Origin of the sequence: Desulforhopalus vacuolatus, assembly GCF_016918505.1 — a bacterium.
Taxonomy (GTDB): Bacteria; Desulfobacterota; Desulfobulbia; order Desulfobulbales; family Desulfocapsaceae; genus Desulforhopalus; species Desulforhopalus vacuolatus.
This window is the reverse complement of record NZ_JAFFPZ010000040.1, coordinates 1-20,465: the sequence shown is the minus strand read 5'-3', so window position 1 is coordinate 20,465 and position 20,465 is coordinate 1. Positions and strand designations below refer to the sequence as shown.

General features: G+C 49.1%; 18 protein-coding genes and 1 pseudogene. 15 read left to right on the top strand and 4 right to left on the bottom strand.

Annotated features, from left to right (window positions below; translation table 11 throughout):
- The first annotated feature begins 249 nt into the window (after positions 1-249).
- From JWG39_RS14795 to JWG39_RS14780, 4 genes are all read left to right on the top strand, one after another.
- Positions 250-2,301: an elongation factor G gene (locus tag JWG39_RS14795; RefSeq protein WP_205220212.1), complete on the top strand. Its 2,052-nt coding sequence runs from the start codon at positions 250-252 to the stop codon at positions 2,299-2,301.
- Positions 2,302-2,310: 9 nt separating this feature from the next.
- Positions 2,311-2,832, top strand: a complete 522-nt coding sequence (locus JWG39_RS14790; RefSeq protein ID WP_205220211.1) for a MogA/MoaB family molybdenum cofactor biosynthesis protein — start codon at positions 2,311-2,313, stop codon at positions 2,830-2,832.
- Positions 2,833-3,063: 231 nt separating this feature from the next.
- Positions 3,064-3,726, top strand: coding sequence for a hypothetical protein (locus JWG39_RS14785; protein WP_205220210.1), 663 nt, complete (start codon positions 3,064-3,066; stop codon positions 3,724-3,726).
- A 133-nt stretch (positions 3,727-3,859) separates the two neighbouring features.
- Entirely contained in the window at positions 3,860-4,576 is a 717-nt protein-coding gene (locus JWG39_RS14780) for a hypothetical protein (protein ID WP_205220209.1), read from the top strand.
- 403 nt (positions 4,577-4,979) lie between these two features.
- Here the strand turns inward: JWG39_RS14780 and purM are convergent, their stop codons facing one another.
- On the bottom strand, positions 4,980-6,014 hold the full coding sequence (purM, locus tag JWG39_RS14775; protein ID WP_205220208.1) for a phosphoribosylformylglycinamidine cyclo-ligase: 1,035 nt from the start codon (positions 6,012-6,014) through the stop codon (positions 4,980-4,982).
- Between the two features lie 269 nt (positions 6,015-6,283).
- On the opposite strand from purM, the gene JWG39_RS14770 reads away from it, so the two are divergent.
- The 7 genes from JWG39_RS14770 (at position 6,284) to JWG39_RS14740 (ending at position 12,756) form a co-directional block, all read left to right on the top strand.
- The gene (locus JWG39_RS14770; protein WP_205220207.1) at positions 6,284-6,484 is read left to right on the top strand and encodes a DUF2065 domain-containing protein; all 201 of its coding nucleotides are present in this window, start codon (positions 6,284-6,286) and stop codon (positions 6,482-6,484) included.
- Positions 6,485-6,586: 102 nt separating this feature from the next.
- A complete protein-coding gene (gene mgtE / locus JWG39_RS14765; protein ID WP_205220206.1) occupies positions 6,587-7,978 on the top strand; it encodes a magnesium transporter in 1,392 nt (463 codons plus the stop codon).
- 703 nt (positions 7,979-8,681) lie between these two features.
- Positions 8,682-9,389, top strand: coding sequence for an ATP-binding cassette domain-containing protein (locus tag JWG39_RS14760; RefSeq protein WP_205220205.1), 708 nt, complete (start codon positions 8,682-8,684; stop codon positions 9,387-9,389).
- 89 nt (positions 9,390-9,478) lie between these two features.
- Positions 9,479-10,165 (top strand): molybdate ABC transporter substrate-binding protein, encoded by a 687-nt coding sequence (gene modA / locus JWG39_RS14755; RefSeq protein ID WP_240192160.1) that lies wholly within the window; start codon positions 9,479-9,481, stop codon positions 10,163-10,165.
- Between the two features lie 8 nt (positions 10,166-10,173).
- Positions 10,174-10,848 (top strand): molybdate ABC transporter permease subunit, encoded by a 675-nt coding sequence (locus JWG39_RS14750; protein WP_205220204.1) that lies wholly within the window; start codon positions 10,174-10,176, stop codon positions 10,846-10,848.
- A 56-nt stretch (positions 10,849-10,904) separates the two neighbouring features.
- The gene (locus JWG39_RS14745; protein WP_205220203.1) at positions 10,905-11,636 is read left to right on the top strand and encodes a Rossmann-like domain-containing protein; all 732 of its coding nucleotides are present in this window, start codon (positions 10,905-10,907) and stop codon (positions 11,634-11,636) included.
- A gap of 181 nt (positions 11,637-11,817) precedes the next feature.
- Positions 11,818-12,756 (top strand): transporter, encoded by a 939-nt coding sequence (locus tag JWG39_RS14740; protein WP_205220202.1) that lies wholly within the window; start codon positions 11,818-11,820, stop codon positions 12,754-12,756.
- A gap of 229 nt (positions 12,757-12,985) precedes the next feature.
- Here the strand turns inward: JWG39_RS14740 and JWG39_RS14735 are convergent, their stop codons facing one another.
- On the bottom strand, positions 12,986-14,032 hold the full coding sequence (locus JWG39_RS14735; protein WP_205220201.1) for a CNNM domain-containing protein: 1,047 nt from the start codon (positions 14,030-14,032) through the stop codon (positions 12,986-12,988).
- 182 nt (positions 14,033-14,214) lie between these two features.
- On the opposite strand from JWG39_RS14735, the gene JWG39_RS14730 reads away from it, so the two are divergent.
- Positions 14,215-15,735 carry a leucyl aminopeptidase gene (locus JWG39_RS14730; RefSeq protein ID WP_240192159.1) on the top strand — a complete coding sequence of 507 codons (1,521 nt, stop codon included), beginning with the start codon at positions 14,215-14,217 and terminating at the stop codon, positions 15,733-15,735.
- A gap of 39 nt (positions 15,736-15,774) precedes the next feature.
- Here JWG39_RS14730 and JWG39_RS14725 read toward each other — a convergent pair whose 3' ends face one another.
- Positions 15,775-16,002, bottom strand: coding sequence for an RNA-binding S4 domain-containing protein (locus tag JWG39_RS14725; RefSeq protein WP_205220200.1), 228 nt, complete (start codon positions 16,000-16,002; stop codon positions 15,775-15,777).
- A gap of 128 nt (positions 16,003-16,130) precedes the next feature.
- Here JWG39_RS14725 and JWG39_RS14720 point away from each other — a divergent pair, with 128 nt between their 5' ends.
- The 3 genes from JWG39_RS14720 to JWG39_RS14710 all read left to right on the top strand — a co-directional run bounded on the left by JWG39_RS14720 (position 16,131) and on the right by JWG39_RS14710 (position 19,429).
- Entirely contained in the window at positions 16,131-16,616 is a 486-nt protein-coding gene (locus tag JWG39_RS14720) for a hypothetical protein (protein WP_205220199.1), read from the top strand.
- 89 nt (positions 16,617-16,705) lie between these two features.
- On the top strand, positions 16,706-18,547 hold the full coding sequence (glmS, locus tag JWG39_RS14715) for a glutamine--fructose-6-phosphate transaminase (isomerizing) (protein WP_205220198.1): 1,842 nt from the start codon (positions 16,706-16,708) through the stop codon (positions 18,545-18,547).
- Between the two features lie 621 nt (positions 18,548-19,168).
- Entirely contained in the window at positions 19,169-19,429 is a 261-nt protein-coding gene (locus JWG39_RS14710; protein ID WP_205220197.1) for a hypothetical protein, read from the top strand.
- Positions 19,430-19,708: 279 nt separating this feature from the next.
- Here the strand turns inward: JWG39_RS14710 and JWG39_RS14705 are convergent.
- Positions 19,709-20,465, bottom strand: a pseudogene (locus tag JWG39_RS14705) (sodium:solute symporter family protein); the annotation flags it as partial.

Sequence of the window (20,465 nt, the reverse complement as noted above, 5' to 3'; positions counted from 1 at the left end):
CTCAATAACATACCCCGAAGAAGGTGCTTTCGCCAGATTTAACCAGGGGGATTTGAAGCAAAATCTGGAGGGGGCTGTTTATCGGTGGCAAACCTTGCGGAATCCTTATTCTTTCTTGACTTTCCGGTGGTAAATTGCCTATATCAATAGTGTTGAAGCTGGTTTTCATTCAACCGGATTATAGAGTCACAATCGTCCGGCCTCCCCCGGGTTGATGCCCCGGGATGAACACGTTTGAAGGAGATTCTCATGACCGATACAGCAGATATCAGAAATGTGGTAATCGCAGGACATGGAAGCAGTGGAAAGACCTCTCTTGCTGAAGCAATGCTTTTTACAGCCGGAAAGGTCGATCGACTGGGCAAGGTTGATGAAGGAACTTCGGCAATGGATTATGAGCCGGAGGAGATTGAACGCAAGATCTCTATCAATGCTTCTTTTCATAATTTCCCCTGGGCTGATAAACACATTTTCCTGACTGATACCCCCGGTGATGACAACTTCCTTAACGAAACTCGTTTTTCAGTATATGTGAGCGATGCTGCCATCTATACTATCGGTGCTGTGGTCGGTGTGAAGGGGCAGACGAAGAAGTTTGCTGATATCCTTGCTGAACGAGCGCTGCCAACGGCTATTGTTATTACTAAAATGGATCGTGAACGCGCCAACTTTGCCAATACTTTTATGGAGATCAAAGATACTCTGCCGCAGAGGCCGGTTGCAGTGCAGCTGCCCATCGGTGAGGAAGATAAATTCCGAGGGTATGTTGATCTTATTACTGGCAGGGCTTTTCTCTACGGGCCGGATGGCACGCTTGAGAAGACTGAAATTCCTTCCGGGATGGCCGATGAAGTTACACTGCATCGCGAAATGCTGATGGAGAATATCGCCGAAACTGACGATGAACTGATCGAAAAATTCCTTGAAGAGGGTGAACTCTCTGCAGCGGAAATGGCTGAAGGTCTGAAGGGTGCGATGAAAGTTGCGGCCTTCTCCCCGGTGCTGGTATCTTCCGGAACAGAGAACAGAGGGGCTGGCCCGATTCTTGACTTTATCGCAGCCTATATGCCCGGCCCGCTGGAGCGTCCCGCCATTATGGCGACGAAGGGTGAGGAGCTGGTGGAGGTCGTTCCACAAGATGACGGCCCCTTCGCTGCACTTGTTTTCAAAACCATGGCTGATCCCTATGCCGGACGCCTGACCATTTTCCGTGTCTTCAGTGGTCACCTCTCCGGTGACACATTTTACAACGCCACAAAGAAAACCAGCGAACGTTTCGGCCAGCTCTTTCTTATGGAAGGACGGGAGCAGAAGCCGGTGGATGAGGTTGTCCCCGGAATGATTGTTGCCGTGACTAAACTCAAGGAGACTGCAACCTGTGACACACTCTGCAGTGAGTCTGATCAACTGCAGCTTGAACCTCCCGAACCCCAGAAACCAGTCATCTCCTTTGCTGTCAGTGCGGCAAAAGGAGAGGAGGAGAAGGTTTTTGGATCCCTTACCCGGATGCTTGGTGAGGACCTCACCTTGAAACTTGAACGCCAGGAGCAGACCCGAGAAGTCCTGCTCTCCGGGGTTGGCAGGGTACATCTTGACGTCGTTGGTTCGCGTATCAAGCGTAAATTCGGTGTTGAGATGGAACTCTCCACTCCGAAGATTCCCTACATGGAGACCATCAAAAAGCCGATTAAGGTGCAGGGCAAGCATAAAAAACAGTCCGGCGGGCGCGGTCAGTATGGTGACTGCTGGATTGAAATCATTCCTTTCCCCGGTGGCGGCTACGAATTCGTGGACCAGATTGTCGGCGGTGTTATTCCGCAGACCTATCGCCCGGCGGTGGACAAGGGTATCCAGGAGGCCATGGAGCGCGGTGTCCTGGCCGGTTATCCGGTAATAGACGTGAAAATTGTGCTGGTTGACGGGACGTTTCATAATGTGGACAGTTCGGAAATGGCCTTCAAAATTGCAGGTTCCCTTGCCTTTAAAACCGGTGCTTTAGAGGCTCAGCCGGTGCTTCTTGAGCCCTATATGAATATGACCGTTCGGGTTGACAAGAACAATGTCGGTGATGTCATGGGTGATCTCAACTCCCGTCGTGGCAAGGTGATGGGAATGGATTCGGCGAATGGCTTTGAGATTATCAATGCTCAGGTACCGCAGGCCGAGATTCTCATGTATGCCAGTGATCTCACCTCCATGACCGGCGGTATTGGCAGTTTTGAGATCAGCTTTTCTCACTATGAAGAGGTCCCGGCGCAGATTGCCGGAAAGATTATTGCTGTAGATAAAGCTGCAGCGTAGGAGATGTTGATGGCCGAAGAAAACAAAGTGTCGTTCCGCAAGGATTTTGCCATACTCACCTTGAGTGACAAGGGGTCTCGAGGTGAGCGAATGGATACCAGCGGGGCCTGGCTCCGGGAGACTCTGCAGATGGGCGGGTACAAGCTGGCGGATTATACCATTCTTCCTGATCAGGAAGAGTTGATCGTGGAGAAGCTGATCGAACTGGTGGATACAAAGAATATTGCCCTGATCATCACTACCGGGGGCACAGGACTGTCTCCCACAGATCAAACGCCAGAGGCGATGGACAGGGTGTTTGAGAAAGATATTCCTGGAATTGCCGAGGCGATGCGTGCTGCTTCCATGTTGAAAACGAATCGTGCCATGCTCTCACGGGGCAGGGCAGGTATTCGCGGAGAGAGCCTTATTATCAATCTTCCCGGCAGTCTGAAGGCTGTGAAGGAAAATCTTGAGGTATTTTTGAATGTGTTGCCCCACGCTTTGGAGAAGATTCAGGGAGAAGAAGGGGATTGCGGGATGCCGGCATAAGATTGTCAATGTCTCTTTTTTATGGGTACGTTGCAACAGCCTGCATTCATATTACGAATTTATCGCAGGTACGTATACCGGCTTACCGTTCATCACAGTATAACTTTGATCACGGAGTCTGGCGCTTACCTGAAGTCTGGCCTTTACCTCCGAGGGTTAATTTTTGACTGTAATGAAGAATATGGGCGAAAGACGGGTTCTTCGATGTTCCCTTTATACCGGAGGTTTGTTGTGAAAAGATGTGTACGGGGAGGCGCACTGCTGGTCGCCGCAGGATTCATGCTGTCGCTCTCAGCCTGTGGAGGCAGATCAACAGTACCACAGCCCGGTCCTGCTGAACTGCAGAGCGGGGTGGATTCGGCTTCACACGCCGATACCACCACCGCAGCTGCGGCAATAACAGCTCCAGATGGTTATTCCTGGCAGGTACTTCCCACGTGTTTTGTCCTCCAGCCTGACGGCTGGGAAGCGAAGTCGACTGATCATGCAGAGGATGGCGTCCGCCATTATTACTGGGCCACCAGCCCTGAAGATTTCTCTGCTGAACGACCTTTTGAAACCGGGTTCAGTGTGAAGATACTTTTCGGCGGCGGCAGTAACGGGACTCCGGCTGATGCCCTCGCTGCCAAGGTCCTCGCTCCCTGGTATAAAAAATTTGGGGAGAAGATGGCGAAGGCGGAACTGTACGAAGAATCCGCACACAACGGCTACAGAATGTATCGGTTTCAATACGAAGATATCTCTGCTTCACCTGCTCTGAAAGTGCAGAAGTATCTTGTTGCCGACTCTTCTGATTTCAGTGTGACAATTTTTACCTTTGAGAGCCCCGTAGAGGAGTGGGAGAAGAGCTGGAGTGAGTTTGGACAAATACTGATGGATAATGTCGGACTGTAAGTTGCTTCAGTTCCCGAACCATTTTTGGGAACTTTTATCTTTACAGGTAACTGTAAACTCCTCTCTTCTCATACTATCCATGATTTATACACAACACCATAAAAATGTCTGGATGCCCCTCTGTGCAGCCCTTATGACAATGTTTCTTCTCAGTTCCTGTTCCAGACCTTCCCTGCCGTCGCTGGATTCTCTCAAGTTTTGGGGACATGCTGATGAAGAAGATTCCGTTATCAAGGTCGAACAAAACAAAGAGCCCACAGTGATTCAGTCGTCGACGCTGGAATCAAAACTGCACCTTCCTCAGCCTCCGGCGGATTTTCGATGGCGTCTCTTTCGCAACAGTCTCTTTCTCTGTCCTGAGGGCTGGACGACCCGCACACAGAATGAATATCTCGGAGGACTCGCCTTTTATACCTTTGCCGCCAGTCCCGAGTCTTTCTCTTCATCGAAGATGTTCACCGTCGGAATTACCGTGCAGGTGCTGGGAGGAGCCCGTCAGGTGAAAAATGTATCAACAAGGGTTATGGCACAGATGTATCTTGAGCCGTTTCTGGAAAAAATTTCCGACCCGGAGGAGGACCTGCTGCAGATGGAGGAACAGGAAAAAGAAGGGAAGTCGCTGATTATGCTGCGCTATCGGCTGAATCTCCCGGAAGGACCGCGAATTGTGCAGAAGTTTACTTTGACGAATGAGAACGCCGATACGGTGAATATTTTTACCTTTGAATGTCCTGAGAGTCTGTGGGCACGCTGGTGGCCGGATTATGGCCACTGCTTTCTACGCAGTGTGGCAGTGCTGGGACCGAAGGCAGGCAATATGGAATCTGAGGATGAGCTGCGAACAGAGTAGTACCATTCCGATTAAGTTGTGACCTTACCCAATGCCATTTTCACTTTCTATTGGCGAATTTAAAGGCAGGGGGATGGGAAACAGGAGAAAGGAGACGGGAGACGGGGAAAAGCAAAAGACGGAACAGCGAAAAACTTTTTGCCAAAGAATAAAGGCAAAAAAAATTATGCTTTTATAAAAAATTCTCTCTTTCGGGTATCTTGAATAATCTTGTATTTCGTTCATATTCGAGGCACAGGAGAAAATTTACCGCAGGTATATGATTGATATCTCGACGTCTCGTTCCTCGCTTTGTCGGAGGATAAATTTTTTAACTGTAACGAAGAAGATGGGCGATTATTCGAGGTTTCCTTAACTCAAAGGCACACCGAAAAAGTTCCTGTGTGCCTTTTTGCTCTGAAAATTAGAGAATTTCCACCTGATTCCCGCTGCTGAAGGGTACAATCTCGCCAATAATACAGGCTTCCTCGCCTTCGACGCGGAAGGCAGCGCAGATCGCTTCGGCATCCGTTGGGGCAACAATCACCATCATGCCGATGCCCATGTTAAAGGTGCGGTACATCTCTTTTTCGGGAATTTCACCGTACTTCTGCAGGAAGGGAAAGATGGGCGGAATTTTCCAGCGGTCGGTATGTATAACAGCTCCTGCGTTTTTCGGAAGAATACGCGGAATGTTGTCGATGAAGCCCCCGCCGGTATTATGTACCATGCCGTGGATATCAAACTTCTCAATCATATTCAGGACAGGTTGAACATAGATCTTCGTTGGCCGCAGCAGCTCCTCACCGAGGGTACAGTCGAGTTCGTCAAAATAGTCATTCACGGTGAAATTGTGGTCCGCAAAACAGATCTTGCGCACAAGCGAGTAGCCATTGGAGTGGATGCCGCTTGAGGGAAGGCCAACGATTATGTCTCCTGGTGCAACCTTTGAGCCGTCGATGATACGGTCGCGGTCTACAAGGCCGGTGACGAAACCGGCGAGATCGTAATCTCCTTCTTTGTAGATACTCGGCATTTCCGCTGTTTCTCCGCCAACAAGCGAACATCTGGATTGCCTGCATCCCTCCGCGACTCCTTTTACAACCTCTTTTGCCACGTCAATTTCCAGTTTCCCAACGGCAAAATAATCAAGAAAGCAGAGTGGTGCCGCACCGCCGACGATGAGATCGTTGACGCACATGGCCACGAGGTCAATTCCGATGGTGTCGTGTTTGCCGCAGAGGTGTGCAATGACCAGTTTGGTGCCAACGCCGTCGGTGGAATTGACAATCACCGGATTTTTGTACTTCGTCAGGTCAATTGCAACGTGGGACGCGAATCCCCCAAGACCGCCGATTACAGAGGGTTGGCGAGTTTCAGCCACAATTCCTTTGATTTCTTCGACGAATGCGTTGCCTTTGTCGATGTCCACGCCTGCTTCGCTGTATTTGCTTGTCATGATATGCTTGAAAAGTTGAGGAAAAAAGATAAAAGACGAATAAAAGGGGCTTTGATTATTTTCTTTTTTTATAGCGTAGAATGTGACAACGGGATCCTGCCGTCATCAGAAATGCAGGGTGTTTTTCCGTCCACAGGGCAAGGCCCCCCGCAGTTGTTGCTTTTCACTGCCTCTCCTTTATTTACTGCCTTTCAGGCAGTTTGACAACCTTTACCTCTGTCGGGTATGCCTCCCTTGTAATAGAGTGGTTCTTCTGGTAAAAATTGCTCATGAAACTTCTTCTTCTCCTCTTTGGCCTCATCCTTGTCCTTGAAGGGCTGCCCTATGCGGTTAATCCCGATTCCATGCAGGAATGGCTGAAAAAGGTGAGCGAACTGCCTTCATCACAGTTACGTCTCATCGGGAGTATCGCTGTAGCCATCGGTCTGTGCCTCATCTTTCTCCTGCAGCGGACCTCCATTATTTTCTAATTTCCCGAAGGATACATCTTTCATGGGTCCGGTAAACAATTCTGATTCAGGCGGCAGATTGCATTTGAAATAGTTGTCATAAATTCCTCAACGGGACAGCGTATGAGTAAACAGAAAAGAAAAGAAATGATTGGCAATGAGGGCAAAGTGCTCCTTGACATGGTGCGCCGTCTGCATCGGCGTGGTGCGGTGGGGCATCTTACCCGTCTCGTGAGTAAGACGCACCCGGTGGATATGGTGTGGGTTTATCGCCATCTGCCAGCCGGGGAGCGTGAGGCGCTCTTCGAAATCATCGTCAAGGTCAACAGTGTCGGGGAATTTCTCTCTGAGCTTGATAAATTCCTCGTTCAGGAGCTGGTGGATCGGCTGAGTGCGGAGAAGATGGCGGAGATTATATCTGAGATGCCTTCTGATGATGCCGTTGACCTTCTTGAGATCCTCCCGGCAGAGCAGGCAGAGCAGATCAGTCACCATCTTGAGAAGCAGGACCGCGAAGAGATGGAGGAGTTGCTGCAGTATGATCACGAGAGTGCCGGCGGGATCATGTCGCCGGATTTTATGTGCCTGAATGAGGATTGTACCATCAAAGAGGCGATTGCGGCCATTCAGAAGCGCAGTGAGGAGATGGAGATGGTCTTCTACCTCTACCTCACCCATGGAGAGGGGCGTCTCTCTGGAGTCGTTTCCCTGCGTGAACTGCTGATGCATCCTCCCGAGAAGGCACTGAAAGAAATTATGAACGCTAATGTCATGTCGGTTACCACTGATACGGAACAGGGTGACGTTGCCACCGTCGTTTCCAAATACGATTTCCTTGCCGTCCCGGTGGTTGACAGCAATTACACCCTCGTTGGGATTGTTACCGTTGATGATATTATTGACGTTATTCGAGAAGAGGCTTCGGAGGAGTTTCTGCAGATGGCCGGGGTCGGGAAAGATCGTGAAATTCTCTTTAAAACGGCTAACGAGTCGGCTTTTATCCGCGCTCCCTGGCTCTTTGCCTCGTGGCTGGGCGGGATCATGGCGATGTTCATCATCGGTCAGTTTGAGGATGAGCTGGCGCAGATGATTGCTCTCGCCTCCTTTATTCCGGTGGTTATCGGCATGGGCGGGAATATCGCCACGCAGTCCTCCACCATTATTGTCCGCGGGATTGCCACCGGACGGGTAAATCTTGCCGAGGCGGGGAAAGTGGTTTTTAAAGAGCTGCGGGTTGGACTGATTCTCGGCCTTATTTATGGTCTTTTTCTTGGCCTTATTGCCTGGTTGATGTTTCACGGAGAGGGAGAACCGTCGCTGCTGGGTCTTGTGGTCGGTCTGTCAATCTTTTTTTGTATGATCATGTCGGCCTGCATTGGTGCGTTGATTCCCATGATTCTCAAACGATTTGATATCGATGCCGCCATCGCCACCGGGCCGTTTGTGACCACATCAATCGATATGCTCGGTGTTTTGCTTTACTTCTCCCTGGCAAAGATTTTTCTTAATCTGTAGAACTTTTGTTTTTCGCAGAGCATCTGCGTCAGACAAAAAAAGCGGTGAATTGACCTGGTCAATTCACCGCTTTTTCGTGGAATATGCTTTGGACTGCGGAGGAATAACACCATTCCTATTAAGTTGTGACCTTACTTAATGCCATTTTCATTTTCTATTGGAGAATTGAAAGGCAGGGGGACGGGAGACAGGAGACAGGAGAAAGGAGACGGGAGACAGGAAAAAGCAAAAAACGGAACAGCGAAAAACTTTTTGCCAACGAATAAAAGCTCTAAAAATTCGAATAAAGGCAAAAAACTTTAAGAAGTTACGCTTTTATAAAAAATGCCCTTTTTCGCATGATTAGACTATTTCTATTAAGTTATGCTCGTTTTACATCCTGTTTATCCATTCGTAATCGCCAAAAAAGATTTCCACGCAGTTGCGTTATCTGGTCAATACAAAATGTAAATGGTATAAAGGGAAATGCAGGCGGCATCTCTAATGGGAACCCTGATGAGAAGAATGTTGACATTCGCTATATACAATTATATATAGCGAAACAGAAAAAAGATGACAGCTTTCGCATATAAACTGCGCCGCAGATTCCGAAAAGGTCTGGCGGGACGCATCTTCCCCTGTCAGGTCAGAGGGATTTTTTTTAGCTATCGGTATATTTTTTTAAATATAACGCTTATTCCGTGAGGAGGGGACAGTAAAAATCATGTCATTATTCTTTGATATCAGGAAGAAACTCCCACACTTTACCCTGGATGTCTCTTTCACCTGTGCCCCCGGGACCCTCACTGCCATTGTCGGGCCGTCGGGCGCAGGAAAAAGTACACTCATGAGAATTCTCAGCGGTTTGGATCGGCCAGATGATGGACGAATTACCTTTAACGGCAGGATTTGGAATGACACGGCGGAAGATATTTTTCTTCTTCCCCGCAAACGCCATATTGGGATGGTTTTTCAGGATTACCCGCTTTTCCCCCACTTCTCCGTTCTTGCCAACATCTCTTTTGGAGGGAGCAGCAGAGATTCCGCCATGGAACTGCTGAAAAAATTCAACATTGCCCATCTTGCACAGAAAAAACCCGGGGCAATATCTGGTGGAGAACGGCAGCGGGTTTCCTTCTGTCAGGCGCTTGCCAGATCACCCTCTCTGCTTTTTCTCGATGAACCTTTTTCGGCTCTGGACCAGGAGACTCGCTTTTCTTTTTGTCAGGAACTGCTGAATCTCAAAGCTGAGATGCATATCCCGATTATTCATATCACCCACGATCTTGAAGAGGCCGGTTCTCTGGCCGACCAGATCTTTGTGATGGATCAGGGAAAGAAATCAACCCGGTGGCTTAACAGGCAACAGAAACAGTCTGCCCTGTTGATGCAGAATTTTGTGCCATCTTTTAATGCAGCAGTAAAGTGCTGAAGACTCAAAAAGGAAAAAAGACAATGATATTCCCGAGAACAGCCTTGCAAAGAAGAGAATTAACTCTCATTTGCAAGGTTATAGTCATCATGTTTCTGCTTCTGTTTCCCTCTGTCTCTCAGGCAAAAATTACCATCGCTTCTGCGGCAGGTTACCGCGGGATGGTCAATGCCCTCGTTGAGGCATACACGAAAGAAACCGGGAACCAGTCAGATCTTATCTACGGAAACATGGCACAGGTTGTTTTTCAGGCCCAGGCCAGTGATACCGTTGATATGGTTATTGGAGACAGAGCGTATCTCACAAAGGCAAAGCTGCCCTTCGATATCATCGTAAAAGTGGGCAGGGGCAGGCTGGTGGCAATCTATCCAAAGGGACGGAAGGTTACAGACGCCACTCTTTTTACTGCGGCAGAACGGATTGCCATACCTGATACCGGCAGGGCTATCTACGGTAAAGCCGCCAAAGAGTATCTCCAGACAACAGGGCTCTATGATACGCTGCAGTCCAGACTTTTTATTGTGAGCAGTGTACCTCAGGCTGCCTCTTATGTCATCTCTGGAGAGGTAGATCTTGCCCTTGTCAACCTTACCCACGCCTTAAACATCAAGGGGAGTATCGGCGGCTGCGAAGTACTGAATGAAAACAACTACTCGCCCATCGAGATTATTGCAGGCCAACAAAAGACGACGAAAAACAGAGAAGAATGCATCCAGTTTTTGAACTTTATCCACACTGAGAAAGCACAGCAGATTGTAACTCGCTTTGGCCTCTGATACCCGTTATGGACATGCAAGCTCTGCTCTTCGATGATGCGACCCTTAAACCGTTGCTTCTTTCTGGAAAAATCATCCTGATTTCCAGTCTTCTTCATCTTTTGATAAGTGTGCCGCTGGCCTGCTGGCTCGCCAGGAGAAGGGGAGGGATCATCACTGTCATTATTGATACCCTCGTCACTCTGCCGCTGATTTTCCCTCCCATAGCCATGGGCTTTGGTCTGCTCCTTTTTTTCGGCAGACATGGATACTTCTCCAGAGTATTTGGTGACGTGATAGTTTTTAATTTTCCGGGGTTGGTTATCGCAGCATTTATTGCCGGTCTTCCTCTTGTTGTGCGTCCAATACAGGCGGTTCTTCGTTCTCCAGAGGCAGTGCGTCTTTATGAACTTGCGGTCCTCCTTGGGAAACGAGATGTAACAATTTTCACCTGTATCCTGCTTCCTTATGCCAAACGCAGTATCGCCGCCGGAATGATTCTGGCGACGGGGCGGGCTCTTGGTGAAGTTGGGATGACGTTGATGCTTGGCGGGAATATCGTAGGCAGGACGAATACACTGTCTCTGGAAATCTACAATGCTGTTTTTAATGGTGAATTTGAAAGGGCGGCCTTCCTTTCGATTCTCGTTGGCGTAATTGCAACGGTGCTGTTTCTGTTCATGAAAAAACTCACAAATTCATAAGGGTACCTTGAATAATCGTTATTCAAGGCAGCCATAAACTATATAAAGGATAGAGCATGAATAACTCAATACTTACCGATGTACAGCAGAAGGTTCTTAAACTCTGGGACAAGGAGGGCTTTCTCGATGAAAATGTCGAAGTAATCGCCCATGTCCTGACCACAGAAGAGGCTATCGGAAATCCTGAAGGTGATGATTTTCCCCTGCAGCGGGGAAATGAGAAGCTGATGGAGGCAACGTTCAGAGGAGAGAAAGGCCAGGCATTCACCGATCGTTTCGGAAATTTCAGTGCTCCTCTGCGTGACATCTGCAACAGGCCACTCGATAACAATTTCAGCCGGGCGATATTTATCGCCACGCTGAACGCTGTACAGCGGAGTCTGGGCAAGGCTGAACGCACTATTCACTGTCGCGATGAAGGTCCTAAACTCTGTGGTCCCCAGTTTGCCGATTACCTCATGGAAAAATATGGAAAGGTGCGTATTACCCAGATTGGTTTCCAGCCTGCAATGATCAGTGCTCTGTCTAAAAAATTTGAGATGCGGGTTGTTGATCTCGATCCGGATAACATTGGCACTGTTAAAAATGGCGTTCCCGTTGGAGGCCCTGAAGATACCGAAGAGGCCATTAACGATGCGGAATTGCTGGTGGTAACGGGATCAACTATTGTCAACGACACCCTGGGAAATTTTCTGAGGGCAGACAAGCCCACCGTTTTCTTCGGGACTACCGTGGCTGCAGCTGCTGAACTAATGGGCTGGGAACGATTCTGCTGTCAGAGCAGTTGACGGTGGAGCCTGCGTGGCAGACCTCCTTCTTCTCAAACCTCCATTTTTCGCCAGTCCAACGCAATTGTTGTCTCTGTTGGACTGCGTTATCCCCCCAGGGGGTACTTATTCACAGGGTTGAATACTCTTATTATTCCTGCTTCACTAAAGGGTTCCCTAAATTAATTCACAAGACTGGATAATGAAAAAAAGATATTGTATTTCGGCTGGAATTTTTACGGTGCTGTTCCTGTTTTCCCCCTTAAACAGTAGAGCTGAGGAAGAAGCGCAAACAGCTGAGGAAGAAGCGCAAACTGTTGTACCCGGTTCTCCCGTGAATGCAGTGTCAGGGTCAGCCGGGCTTCCTTTTTCCTCGGGAGTGCTTTCTGCAACAATAAATTATCGTTATGCTGAAACCGAGGGGCTCTATCTCGGAGAAAGTAAACAGAATAACAATATTGAACGGACAAAAAATATCGGTGTCCTTAAATTCCGTTATGGTATTTCCCCAGGTTTTGATGTACGTACCTGCACACCTTTTTATACTATGAATTTTAAAAACAACACTACTGGTTCTGACCTGAATCGGGATGGTGTTGGAGACACGGGTGTTGTTTTCCACAAGGAGCTGTTAAATCAGAAAAAGGGAGCTCCATTTTTTATGGCAGTTGATTTCGGGGGATACCTGCCGACAGCCAGCGTGGACAGTGAAACGGTTGACTCCATGGGAAATCAGGCCTGGGGTGGTCTTCTCGGCCTTGGATTTACCTGGATACATGGGGTTCAACGGATAGATCAGGAGTTTAACTACGCAACTTTTACCGAGGGAGAGCATGACTACCGCCACCCTCAACGCTATCGTGCGAATACGACATGGACGATGGCAATGAATTCCACGCTGGATATCGGACTGGAATCTACCTGGGAATATGACGGTGAGAGTGAAGTCGATGGTGAAGGAATGGATAATGCCACTCAAGAGTGGTATGCAGGTCCAAAGGTGGGTTTCCGTATCTCCCGCTGGAAAATGTATGTTGGTTCGGCAGTGATGTTCCCCCTCTACAGAGACTACGATGCAACAACCCCTTCTGATGAATATCGTCTTGAGGTAAAGGTTGTTAAAACTTTTAAACTTCTTTGATCTGCTGATTTACAGCTCGTTCCAGACGGGGTGCTGCTGATCAAGGAGATGTCTTCCCAGTAATTTATATTGTCTTTTGGGAACCTTGAATAATCAGTCTTCAAGATTATTCAAGGTTCCCTTTTGTCTCCGGCTTGTGTTGTCTCGATAATTACTAAAAAAAACGGTAAATTAACCTCAGCAATTTACTGTTTTTGTTTATACGCGTTCTGCCTGTCTGTAAAAAAAATCAAGTCTCTTCGGGAAGATACGTCTGTTCCTCTTCCTTGCGTTCTCTCGCGAATTCCCGCATATCCATGTTCTCATCAGTTTCGTCAATGATCTCTCTGCCCATGATTTCCTCAATGGTGTCTTCAAGAGAAATGACGCCCACCATCGTTCCATACTCATCGACTACCACAAAAAGGTGTTGATGGCGGTCAAAAAAATCACGCAGAATTGTGTCAAGCCGCGCGGTTTCCGGAACAAAATGTGCCTCAATGCGAAATTCGGCGAGCCGCATGGACTTCTTATCCTCAGCAGCTGCCTGCAGCACGTCCTTGCGCATGATCAGGCCGGTTATGTTATCCTGTTCATTAATATAAACCGGAATCCGGCTGTGACTGCTCAGTTCGGTGAGCCTCTCCATGGCGTCACCCACGGAGAGAAATTCATTAAGAGTGAAGGTGACGGTACGCGGGGTCATCACATCGCGCACGATTTTTCTCTTGAGATCCAGAATGTTGCGGATTACCAGCTCTTCGCTCTCCTCAATATCTCCAGATTCCAGCGAGAGTGAGGCGATGGTCTGCAGCTCCTCGGAGCTGATGGATTCATCCTTGCGCTGTGGCAGGATTTTCATCAGCAGGCGGCAGAGCCAGACTATTGGTTTGAGGCTGATCACCATGCCGCGAATCGGCCATGCGACAATGGGAGCGAGTATATGGGCATAGTTGACGCCAAGGGTTTTTGGCAAAATCTCTGAGAAGATGAGAATGCAGAGGGTAAAAACACCTGAGAAGAGAAAAAGATTCCCCTCACCGAATAATTTAGATGCTGCCGCTCCGGCCACGGCTGCACCGATTGTGTTGGCGATGGTATTCAGGGTGAGAATGGCGGTAATCGGTTCTTCAATATCAGAACGAAGTTTATACAGCAGTTCCGCAGCCGGATGGCCCTCTTTTTTGAGCATTTCAACCTGGCTGGAACTGATGGAATAGAGCACAGCTTCACAGATGGAACAAAGAGCGGAAACAATAATGGCAAGGGTTACAGAAATAACAAGAGTGTGCAGCACGGGAAGTCAACCTCCTGAATTGATTTGTGAGCGTGTGAGGCAGAGAGGGCGTGTTTTCTCCGGGAACCTCAATGTCCTCCTGGAAAAAGGGCAACATGTTCTTATAATGTAAGTTGTTTTCAGGTAAAGTACCAGGAAGATTCCGTATTGAAAAAAACAGTTTTGCGTAAGGAGAGTACAAGATGGAAATTGAGATTGTGGAAGTTGTAAAGCGTGAAAGCTGGGAGGGGGCTGACCTCCTTGCGGTATTTGGTGTGCGCAAAAAGGAAAAAGTCAGTTTTGATGCGGCTGGCGACAGCCTGCTGGCCCCACTTATGCCGTCGGCGGTATTGAGCGATTTTGAGGCCAAAGCGGGTGAAAGCCTGTTCTTTTATCCCCTCGAAAGTGAACAGGGGAAGTCCTCACCAGCAAAGAGAATGCTCCTTGGCGGGCTGGGGAAAAGCGCCGACCGGGAGGAGCAGGATAACTGCGCTGAACTGTTGCGGCTGGCAGGTGGTAATATTGCTGCCTCCTGTGCAACCGGAAAAATAAAAAACCTCGCCTTGATGATTCCGCAGGTGAAAGGGCTCAAAGCTGATTTTTTTGCTGAGCACCTTCTGGAAGGGCTGCTCCTTGGCCTGTACCGCTTCACCAAATATAAAAACGAGAAAAAGGAAGAGAAGAAGGACACCATTCCCGCCACAGTACGACTGCTGGCTGAGAAAACGACTTCCTCACTGCGCAAGGCCGTCAGCCGCGCAGAAAATGCTGCCCGCGCGGCCAACATCGCTCGTAATATGGCCAACGAGCCTGGCAACGGCTGGACTCCCTCCGACTTTGCACGCTTTGGCAAGAAAGTAGCGCGGCGCAAGCATGTCAGCTGCAACGTCCTCGACAAGTCGGCGATGAAACGGCTTGGTCTTGGTGGAATCCTCGGGGTGAATCAGGGATCTCATGAGGCTCCAAAACTGGTTATTGTGGATTACTGTCCAGAGAAATACAACAAGACAGTGCTGCTGGTGGGAAAGGGGATAACCTTTGACTCTGGCGGGGTTTCCCTCAAGCCGGGCGCTGGTATGGAGGATATGAAATATGACATGTGCGGCGGGGCGGCTGTTCTCTCTGCTCTGGATGCTGTCGCCATCGAGCAACCCGGTGTGCGGGTAATCGGTCTCGTTCCTTCCACCGACAACATGGCTGGCGGCGGGGCGCTCAAGCCGGGGGATATTATTACCCATTACGGTGGCATTACATCTGAAATTGAGAATACCGACGCCGAAGGGCGGCTGATTCTCGCCGACGCCCTCGCCTACGGTATTGCTCAGTTCGAGCCGGACTGCGTTATCGACCTCGCCACCCTCACCGGTGCGGTGATAATCGGCCTTGGTCACCATCGTACCGGTATACTCAGTAACGATGACGACCTCTGCGACAGCCTGGTTGCCGCCGGGAGCAGGGCGGGGGAACCGCAATGGCGTCTGCCGCTGGGAAAAGAGTATGAAAAACAGATTGAATCGAAGGTGGCTGATGTCAAGAATACCGGCGGTCGTCCGGCGGGGACGATCACCGCCGCAGAGTATCTGCACAAATTTGTTGGGAAGACACCGTGGGCGCATCTCGATATTGCCGGTACCGCATGGGATTTTACCGAGAAATCCTACGTTCCTAAAGGCCCAAGCGGCATCGGAACCCGAACGCTGATCGAATTTATTCGCGGCCTTTAAGAAAAAGGTGGAAAAGAAAGACCCTGTAACGTAACAGTCTCAGGGTTTTTCCTGCAGCTTGACCTGCAGGAACAGGTTGGCATACTCAATAACATCTCCATCGGCAAGCTGGCGGCCGCGGCGTAACTCAAGTTCACCGTTTACCTTCACTTCACCTTCTGTGATGTGAATCCTTGCCTCAAAGCCATCCTGGACGGCATTGGCAAATTTAAGAAATTGCCCGAGACGGATAGGCAACGTGCGAATAAAAACTGGTTTAATATCCATGGAATCCAGAGTTGAAAAATATGGAGAAAGAACGCTTTATTGTTGCGTTGTTGCTGCTTTTCTTCGATAATAGGTCGTTGAACATACACAATTTCATTCACAATAACATCTATCAAAGGAGTTTAAAAATGGATTTTGTCTCGCTCGGCAAGAAAGCGGTCCTTACCTGTATCGTGCTCTTCTGCCTCACCGGCTGTATGCAGAGCAGGGGGATGGGGGGACTGTCCAGTAATCTCGACAGCCCGGACGCCGTGGCTACCGTAGTTGAAAACTATTCCGATATTGAACTTCCCATTGAAATGAAGGCCGTGCCGGCAAAGAGCATGGGGCTCTCCACCGACTCTTTCCAGGGCGGTATCCATGAATACTCCGGTCGGGTTGATGTAGAATCTCTGCGCGATTACCTCCTTGCTTCCATGCGCAACCACAAATGGAAACTGGTTGGGGAAGCAAGTTATGAGAATACCATGCTGGCCTTCAGTAAACCCAATCGTACATGTCTCGTTGTTCTCAGAGATGGATTGTTCGGCAAGAGCGTTGTTATCCTCTACGTTACCGTTGATGTTACCGCTGCCAATCGGCTCAATCCCTTTGGCGAGCCTGTAACCAATTAATTTCGTGGTGTATCCCGAAGTTAGACGTTTTTGTCCCGCCTTTCCATACGTAGCTGTGGGAAGGCTTCTTTAATCTGTGGAGATGAAATATGTGTGGAATAGTTGGTTATTGTGGACCGAAACGTGTTGTACCGGTGCTGCTTGAGAGTTTGCGCCGTCTGGAATATCGTGGATACGATTCTGCCGGTATTGTCTATCTTGAGAACGGCAAGCTGGTCAAACACCGGGCAAAGGGAAAATTGGCTAAACTGGAGGCAATCATTGGTGACGCTATCATCGCGGACTCCCATATTGGCCTCGGTCATACCCGATGGGCCACCCACGGCGCACCCACCACGGAAAATGCCCATCCCCACAGTGACTGTACAGGTGAGCTGGTTGTGGTTCACAACGGGATCATTGAGAATTACCACTCCCTGCGCGACGAGCTGAAGACCAAAGGTCATACCTTCACCTCGGAAACCGATACAGAGGTTCTCGCCCATCTCATTGAAGAGTATCTTGAGAATGATCTGGTCGCCGCCGTGAAAAAGGCGGTGAAACGTCTTGAAGGCTCCTTTGCCGCAGGTATTCTCTGGGCGAAACAGCCCGATACTCTTATTGCCGTGCGTAACCAGAGTCCGCTGGTGCTGGGTGTCAGCGATGATCTGGGCACCTTCCTTGCCTCCGACATTCCCGCGCTCCTGCCCTACACCCGTGATGTGATCTTTCTTGAAGATATGGAGATGGCGGTGGTCACCGCCACTGAGCACAGGATTTACTCTCTTGAGACCGACACTGAGATTGACAGGGAGGTGCAGAAGATAGACTGGAACGCCTCCATGAGCGAGAAGGCAGGTTATAGACATTTTATGCTTAAGGAGATCTATGAGCAGCCGCAGGCGATTACCAATACGGTAAGCGGTCGTATCGACCTCGAACACGGCACGGTCAATCTGCCGGAGATCAACCTCAGCAACGCGGACCTCAAAAAGATCGACCGTATTGTCATCGTCGCCTGCGGAACCTCCTGGCACGCTGCGCTTGTCGCGAAATACTGGATTGAAAAGTATGCGGGCATCTCGGTGGAGGTGGATATTGCTTCCGAGTTTCGCTACCGCCGTCTGCTGCTGAATGAACACTCTCTCACCATTGCCGTCTCTCAGTCCGGAGAAACCGCTGACACCCTCGCGGGGATTCGTTCCGCCAAAAAACTGGGGTCCAAAATACTCACCATTTGTAACGTGGTTGGCTCTACCATGACCCGTGAGGCCGACGGCACCATCTACACCCACGCCGGGCCGGAAATAGGTGTTGCTTCCACCAAGGCATTCATCTCTCAGCTGGCGGCTCTCCTCCTGTTAACCCTCTATTTGGGGCAGGAGAAGAAAACTCTTCCTCCCGGGGAGATCCGTTCCCTTGGCAAAAGTCTGATTGATTCCGCCGGGATGGTGGAAGATATTCTACCCCGTCTGCAGGAGGAGATTAAGGAATTGATTGAACCTTTCTACGACGCGCGTGATTTCCTTTTTGTCGGTCGCGGACTGAACTTTCCCATCGCCCTTGAAGGGGCTTTGAAACTGAAAGAGATCTCCTATATTCACGCTGAGGGCTACGCCTCCGGTGAATTCAAACACGGTCCCCTCGCCCTGATTGACCGAAATATGCCCGTGGTGGCGCTTGTTCCAAAGGATGCTGTGTATCAGAAGTCTATTTCCAATGTAGAAGAAATCAAGGCGCGGCAGGGACGTCTCATTCTCATCGGCACTGCGGGAGATGATTCCCTCAGTTCTCTTACCGATAACATTATCTATCTGCCCGAGGTTGATGAGATTATAAATCCCATCATCTATACTCTTCCGGCGCAGTTGCTTTCCTATGAAATCGCCACCCGCCGTGGCTGCGATGTGGACCAGCCAAGAAACCTCGCGAAGTGTGTTACTGTGGAATAGTTTAAGGGATTCAGGAAAGGTAAAAACAGGTTCCCTGCAGTTATCTCTTTTCCCTGTGTCAGGGAAAAGAGAACCTCTCCTGCTCGTTTTGTGAAAAACGAAACGACAAAAAAAGAAACTTATATATAAAAGGTGGAAGGCGGGCAGGTCAGCTCTAAAATTTTTTGCCTTTATTCGCATGTTTAGAGCTTTCCTTTGGCAAAAAGTTTTTCGCTGTTCCGTCTTTTGCTTTTCCCTGTCTCCCATCCCCCTGCCTTTACATTCGCCAATAGAAAGTGAAAATGGCATTGAGTACGGTCACAACTTAATAGGAATGGTATAATATCTATACACTGTTTGATAAATTTTCCCAGAATGCACCCAAATTTTATTTTTGCAAAGATACATACTTTTGCAACTGCCTGTAGGGGCTATGAGTTTATTCTACAATTAAGGTTTTCACACTCCGCATTATCCGACGTGTTATCCACCTATTACGTTATTTTATCTTCTTCTTAAATAAAAAATTTTATTGCTATCTTGATGTTTCTGCGTTACTTTTAGGAGTAAGTTAGAGGTGCGTATTATAAATAAAAGGCAGGGTTCTCGATTGATGCGATATAAAATTCTATGATGGAGGGAATGATGAAAAAAAAATCTGATAAGGTTCAAGCAGCTCAGCTGGGCACTGACGTTTTGATTTCCCCAGAGGAACATTGTTACCATCTCCCGTGTCAGCTTGAACAACCTGTCTATCTTGAAAGAGATATTGCAGAGACGCTGGACGGGTATGCCCGGCAAAAGGGGGTAGACTGGTCGATCCTCGTGAATTGTTTACTGCGGGAGAAGCTGGCAGAAAAACACTTCGGGAGCACCCACACAATGTGGAGCTCTTTTTCCTGAGCCTGACACAGGGAAAAGATATAACTGCAGGGGGGCTTGAAACAGCCTGTATTCGTTCATGTTCAAGGGCCGGGAGGAAATGTACCGCAGGTCTATTCGTACCTTTAGTACCTTAGAAATTGTTTTCGTGTTTTTTTTTGAAAAGAATTTCTGAGGTACGTATGCTGGCTTACCGTTCATCACCGGTATAACTTTGATATCGGAGTCTGGCGCTTACGGGGATAAATTTTTTACTGTAATGAAGAAGATGGCCGAAAGATCGGGTATTCGATGTTCTTTTTATTGCCCGGTAGTGGGGACTGCAAGCAGCAGATAGATCACAGGCAGCAGATAGAGCAACATCCTGACAAGGGGGGTGCCCGCGATTTTCCTTAAAAATACCGCGATACAGAGCCCTGCAAATACCGCTGAACCGCGTAATCCCATGGAGAGATAGCTCCACTGCAGAATAGCAGACCTGCTACCAAGCAACACAATTCCGGCTGAGCTGAGAAGTACGGTGAGGGCGCAAATACGTACCCCTCTCAGGGAGCCGGTGACCTGGTTACGGCTTTTGAGGATTACATCGACATAGATGTTGGTGGAGACACCAAGTATGAGGCCGGAACCGGTGCCGAGAACCACCAGCAGCAGTCCGGCAGCACAGAGCGCGGCGATCGGCTCCGGAAACGCAATTTTGAAAAAGAAGGGCAGAGCTTCAGCACTGTTCGCCGCCAGTTCGGGATATGCCCCCTTGAGGTAGAGACCAATGATAATACCGAGCAGGCCTATGGGAGGGATGACTGCTGCGCTGAGCAATGCACCGTTTCTCGCCTCCCTTACCGTCTTAGCCGAGAAGATTGCCTGCAGGTAAATCTGGGTAGAGAGGACCCCTGCCACCATGGCTGCGAGGTCGAGCAGGGTACGTGAGGTTCCCATGGCGAAGATATTAAGATGCTCTGATTTCACTGGCAGTGCACTTATGATGCCGGAGATGCCGCCCCCTCGCGACAGCGCAATGGCTGCTGCGCTGATCATGATGGCGTAAAGCATGTAG

Bases quoted from the DNA above. Each gene is read 5' to 3' on its own strand.
- JWG39_RS14725 (WP_205220200.1), bottom strand. From the start codon at position 16,002: ATGGATATTAAACCAGTTTTTATTCGCACGTTGCCTATCCGTCTCGGG.
- JWG39_RS14740 (WP_205220202.1), top strand. From the start codon at position 11,818: ATGAAAAAAAGATATTGTATTTCGGCTGGAATTTTTACGGTGCTGTTC.
- JWG39_RS14720 (WP_205220199.1), top strand. From the start codon at position 16,131: ATGGATTTTGTCTCGCTCGGCAAGAAAGCGGTCCTTACCTGTATCGTG.
- JWG39_RS14750 (WP_205220204.1), top strand. From the start codon at position 10,174: ATGGACATGCAAGCTCTGCTCTTCGATGATGCGACCCTTAAACCGTTG.
- purM (WP_205220208.1), bottom strand. From the start codon at position 6,014: ATGACAAGCAAATACAGCGAAGCAGGCGTGGACATCGACAAAGGCAAC.
- JWG39_RS14770 (WP_205220207.1), top strand. From the start codon at position 6,284: ATGAAACTTCTTCTTCTCCTCTTTGGCCTCATCCTTGTCCTTGAAGGG.
- JWG39_RS14710 (WP_205220197.1), top strand. From the start codon at position 19,169: ATGATGAAAAAAAAATCTGATAAGGTTCAAGCAGCTCAGCTGGGCACT.
- JWG39_RS14795 (WP_205220212.1), top strand. From the start codon at position 250: ATGACCGATACAGCAGATATCAGAAATGTGGTAATCGCAGGACATGGA.
- mgtE (WP_205220206.1), top strand. From the start codon at position 6,587: ATGAGTAAACAGAAAAGAAAAGAAATGATTGGCAATGAGGGCAAAGTG.
- JWG39_RS14780 (WP_205220209.1), top strand. From the start codon at position 3,860: ATGACAATGTTTCTTCTCAGTTCCTGTTCCAGACCTTCCCTGCCGTCG.
- modA (WP_240192160.1), top strand. From the start codon at position 9,479: ATGTTTCTGCTTCTGTTTCCCTCTGTCTCTCAGGCAAAAATTACCATC.
- JWG39_RS14790 (WP_205220211.1), top strand. From the start codon at position 2,311: ATGGCCGAAGAAAACAAAGTGTCGTTCCGCAAGGATTTTGCCATACTC.
- JWG39_RS14745 (WP_205220203.1), top strand. From the start codon at position 10,905: ATGAATAACTCAATACTTACCGATGTACAGCAGAAGGTTCTTAAACTC.
- glmS (WP_205220198.1), top strand. From the start codon at position 16,706: ATGTGTGGAATAGTTGGTTATTGTGGACCGAAACGTGTTGTACCGGTG.
- JWG39_RS14760 (WP_205220205.1), top strand. From the start codon at position 8,682: ATGTCATTATTCTTTGATATCAGGAAGAAACTCCCACACTTTACCCTG.
- JWG39_RS14730 (WP_240192159.1), top strand. From the start codon at position 14,215: ATGGAAATTGAGATTGTGGAAGTTGTAAAGCGTGAAAGCTGGGAGGGG.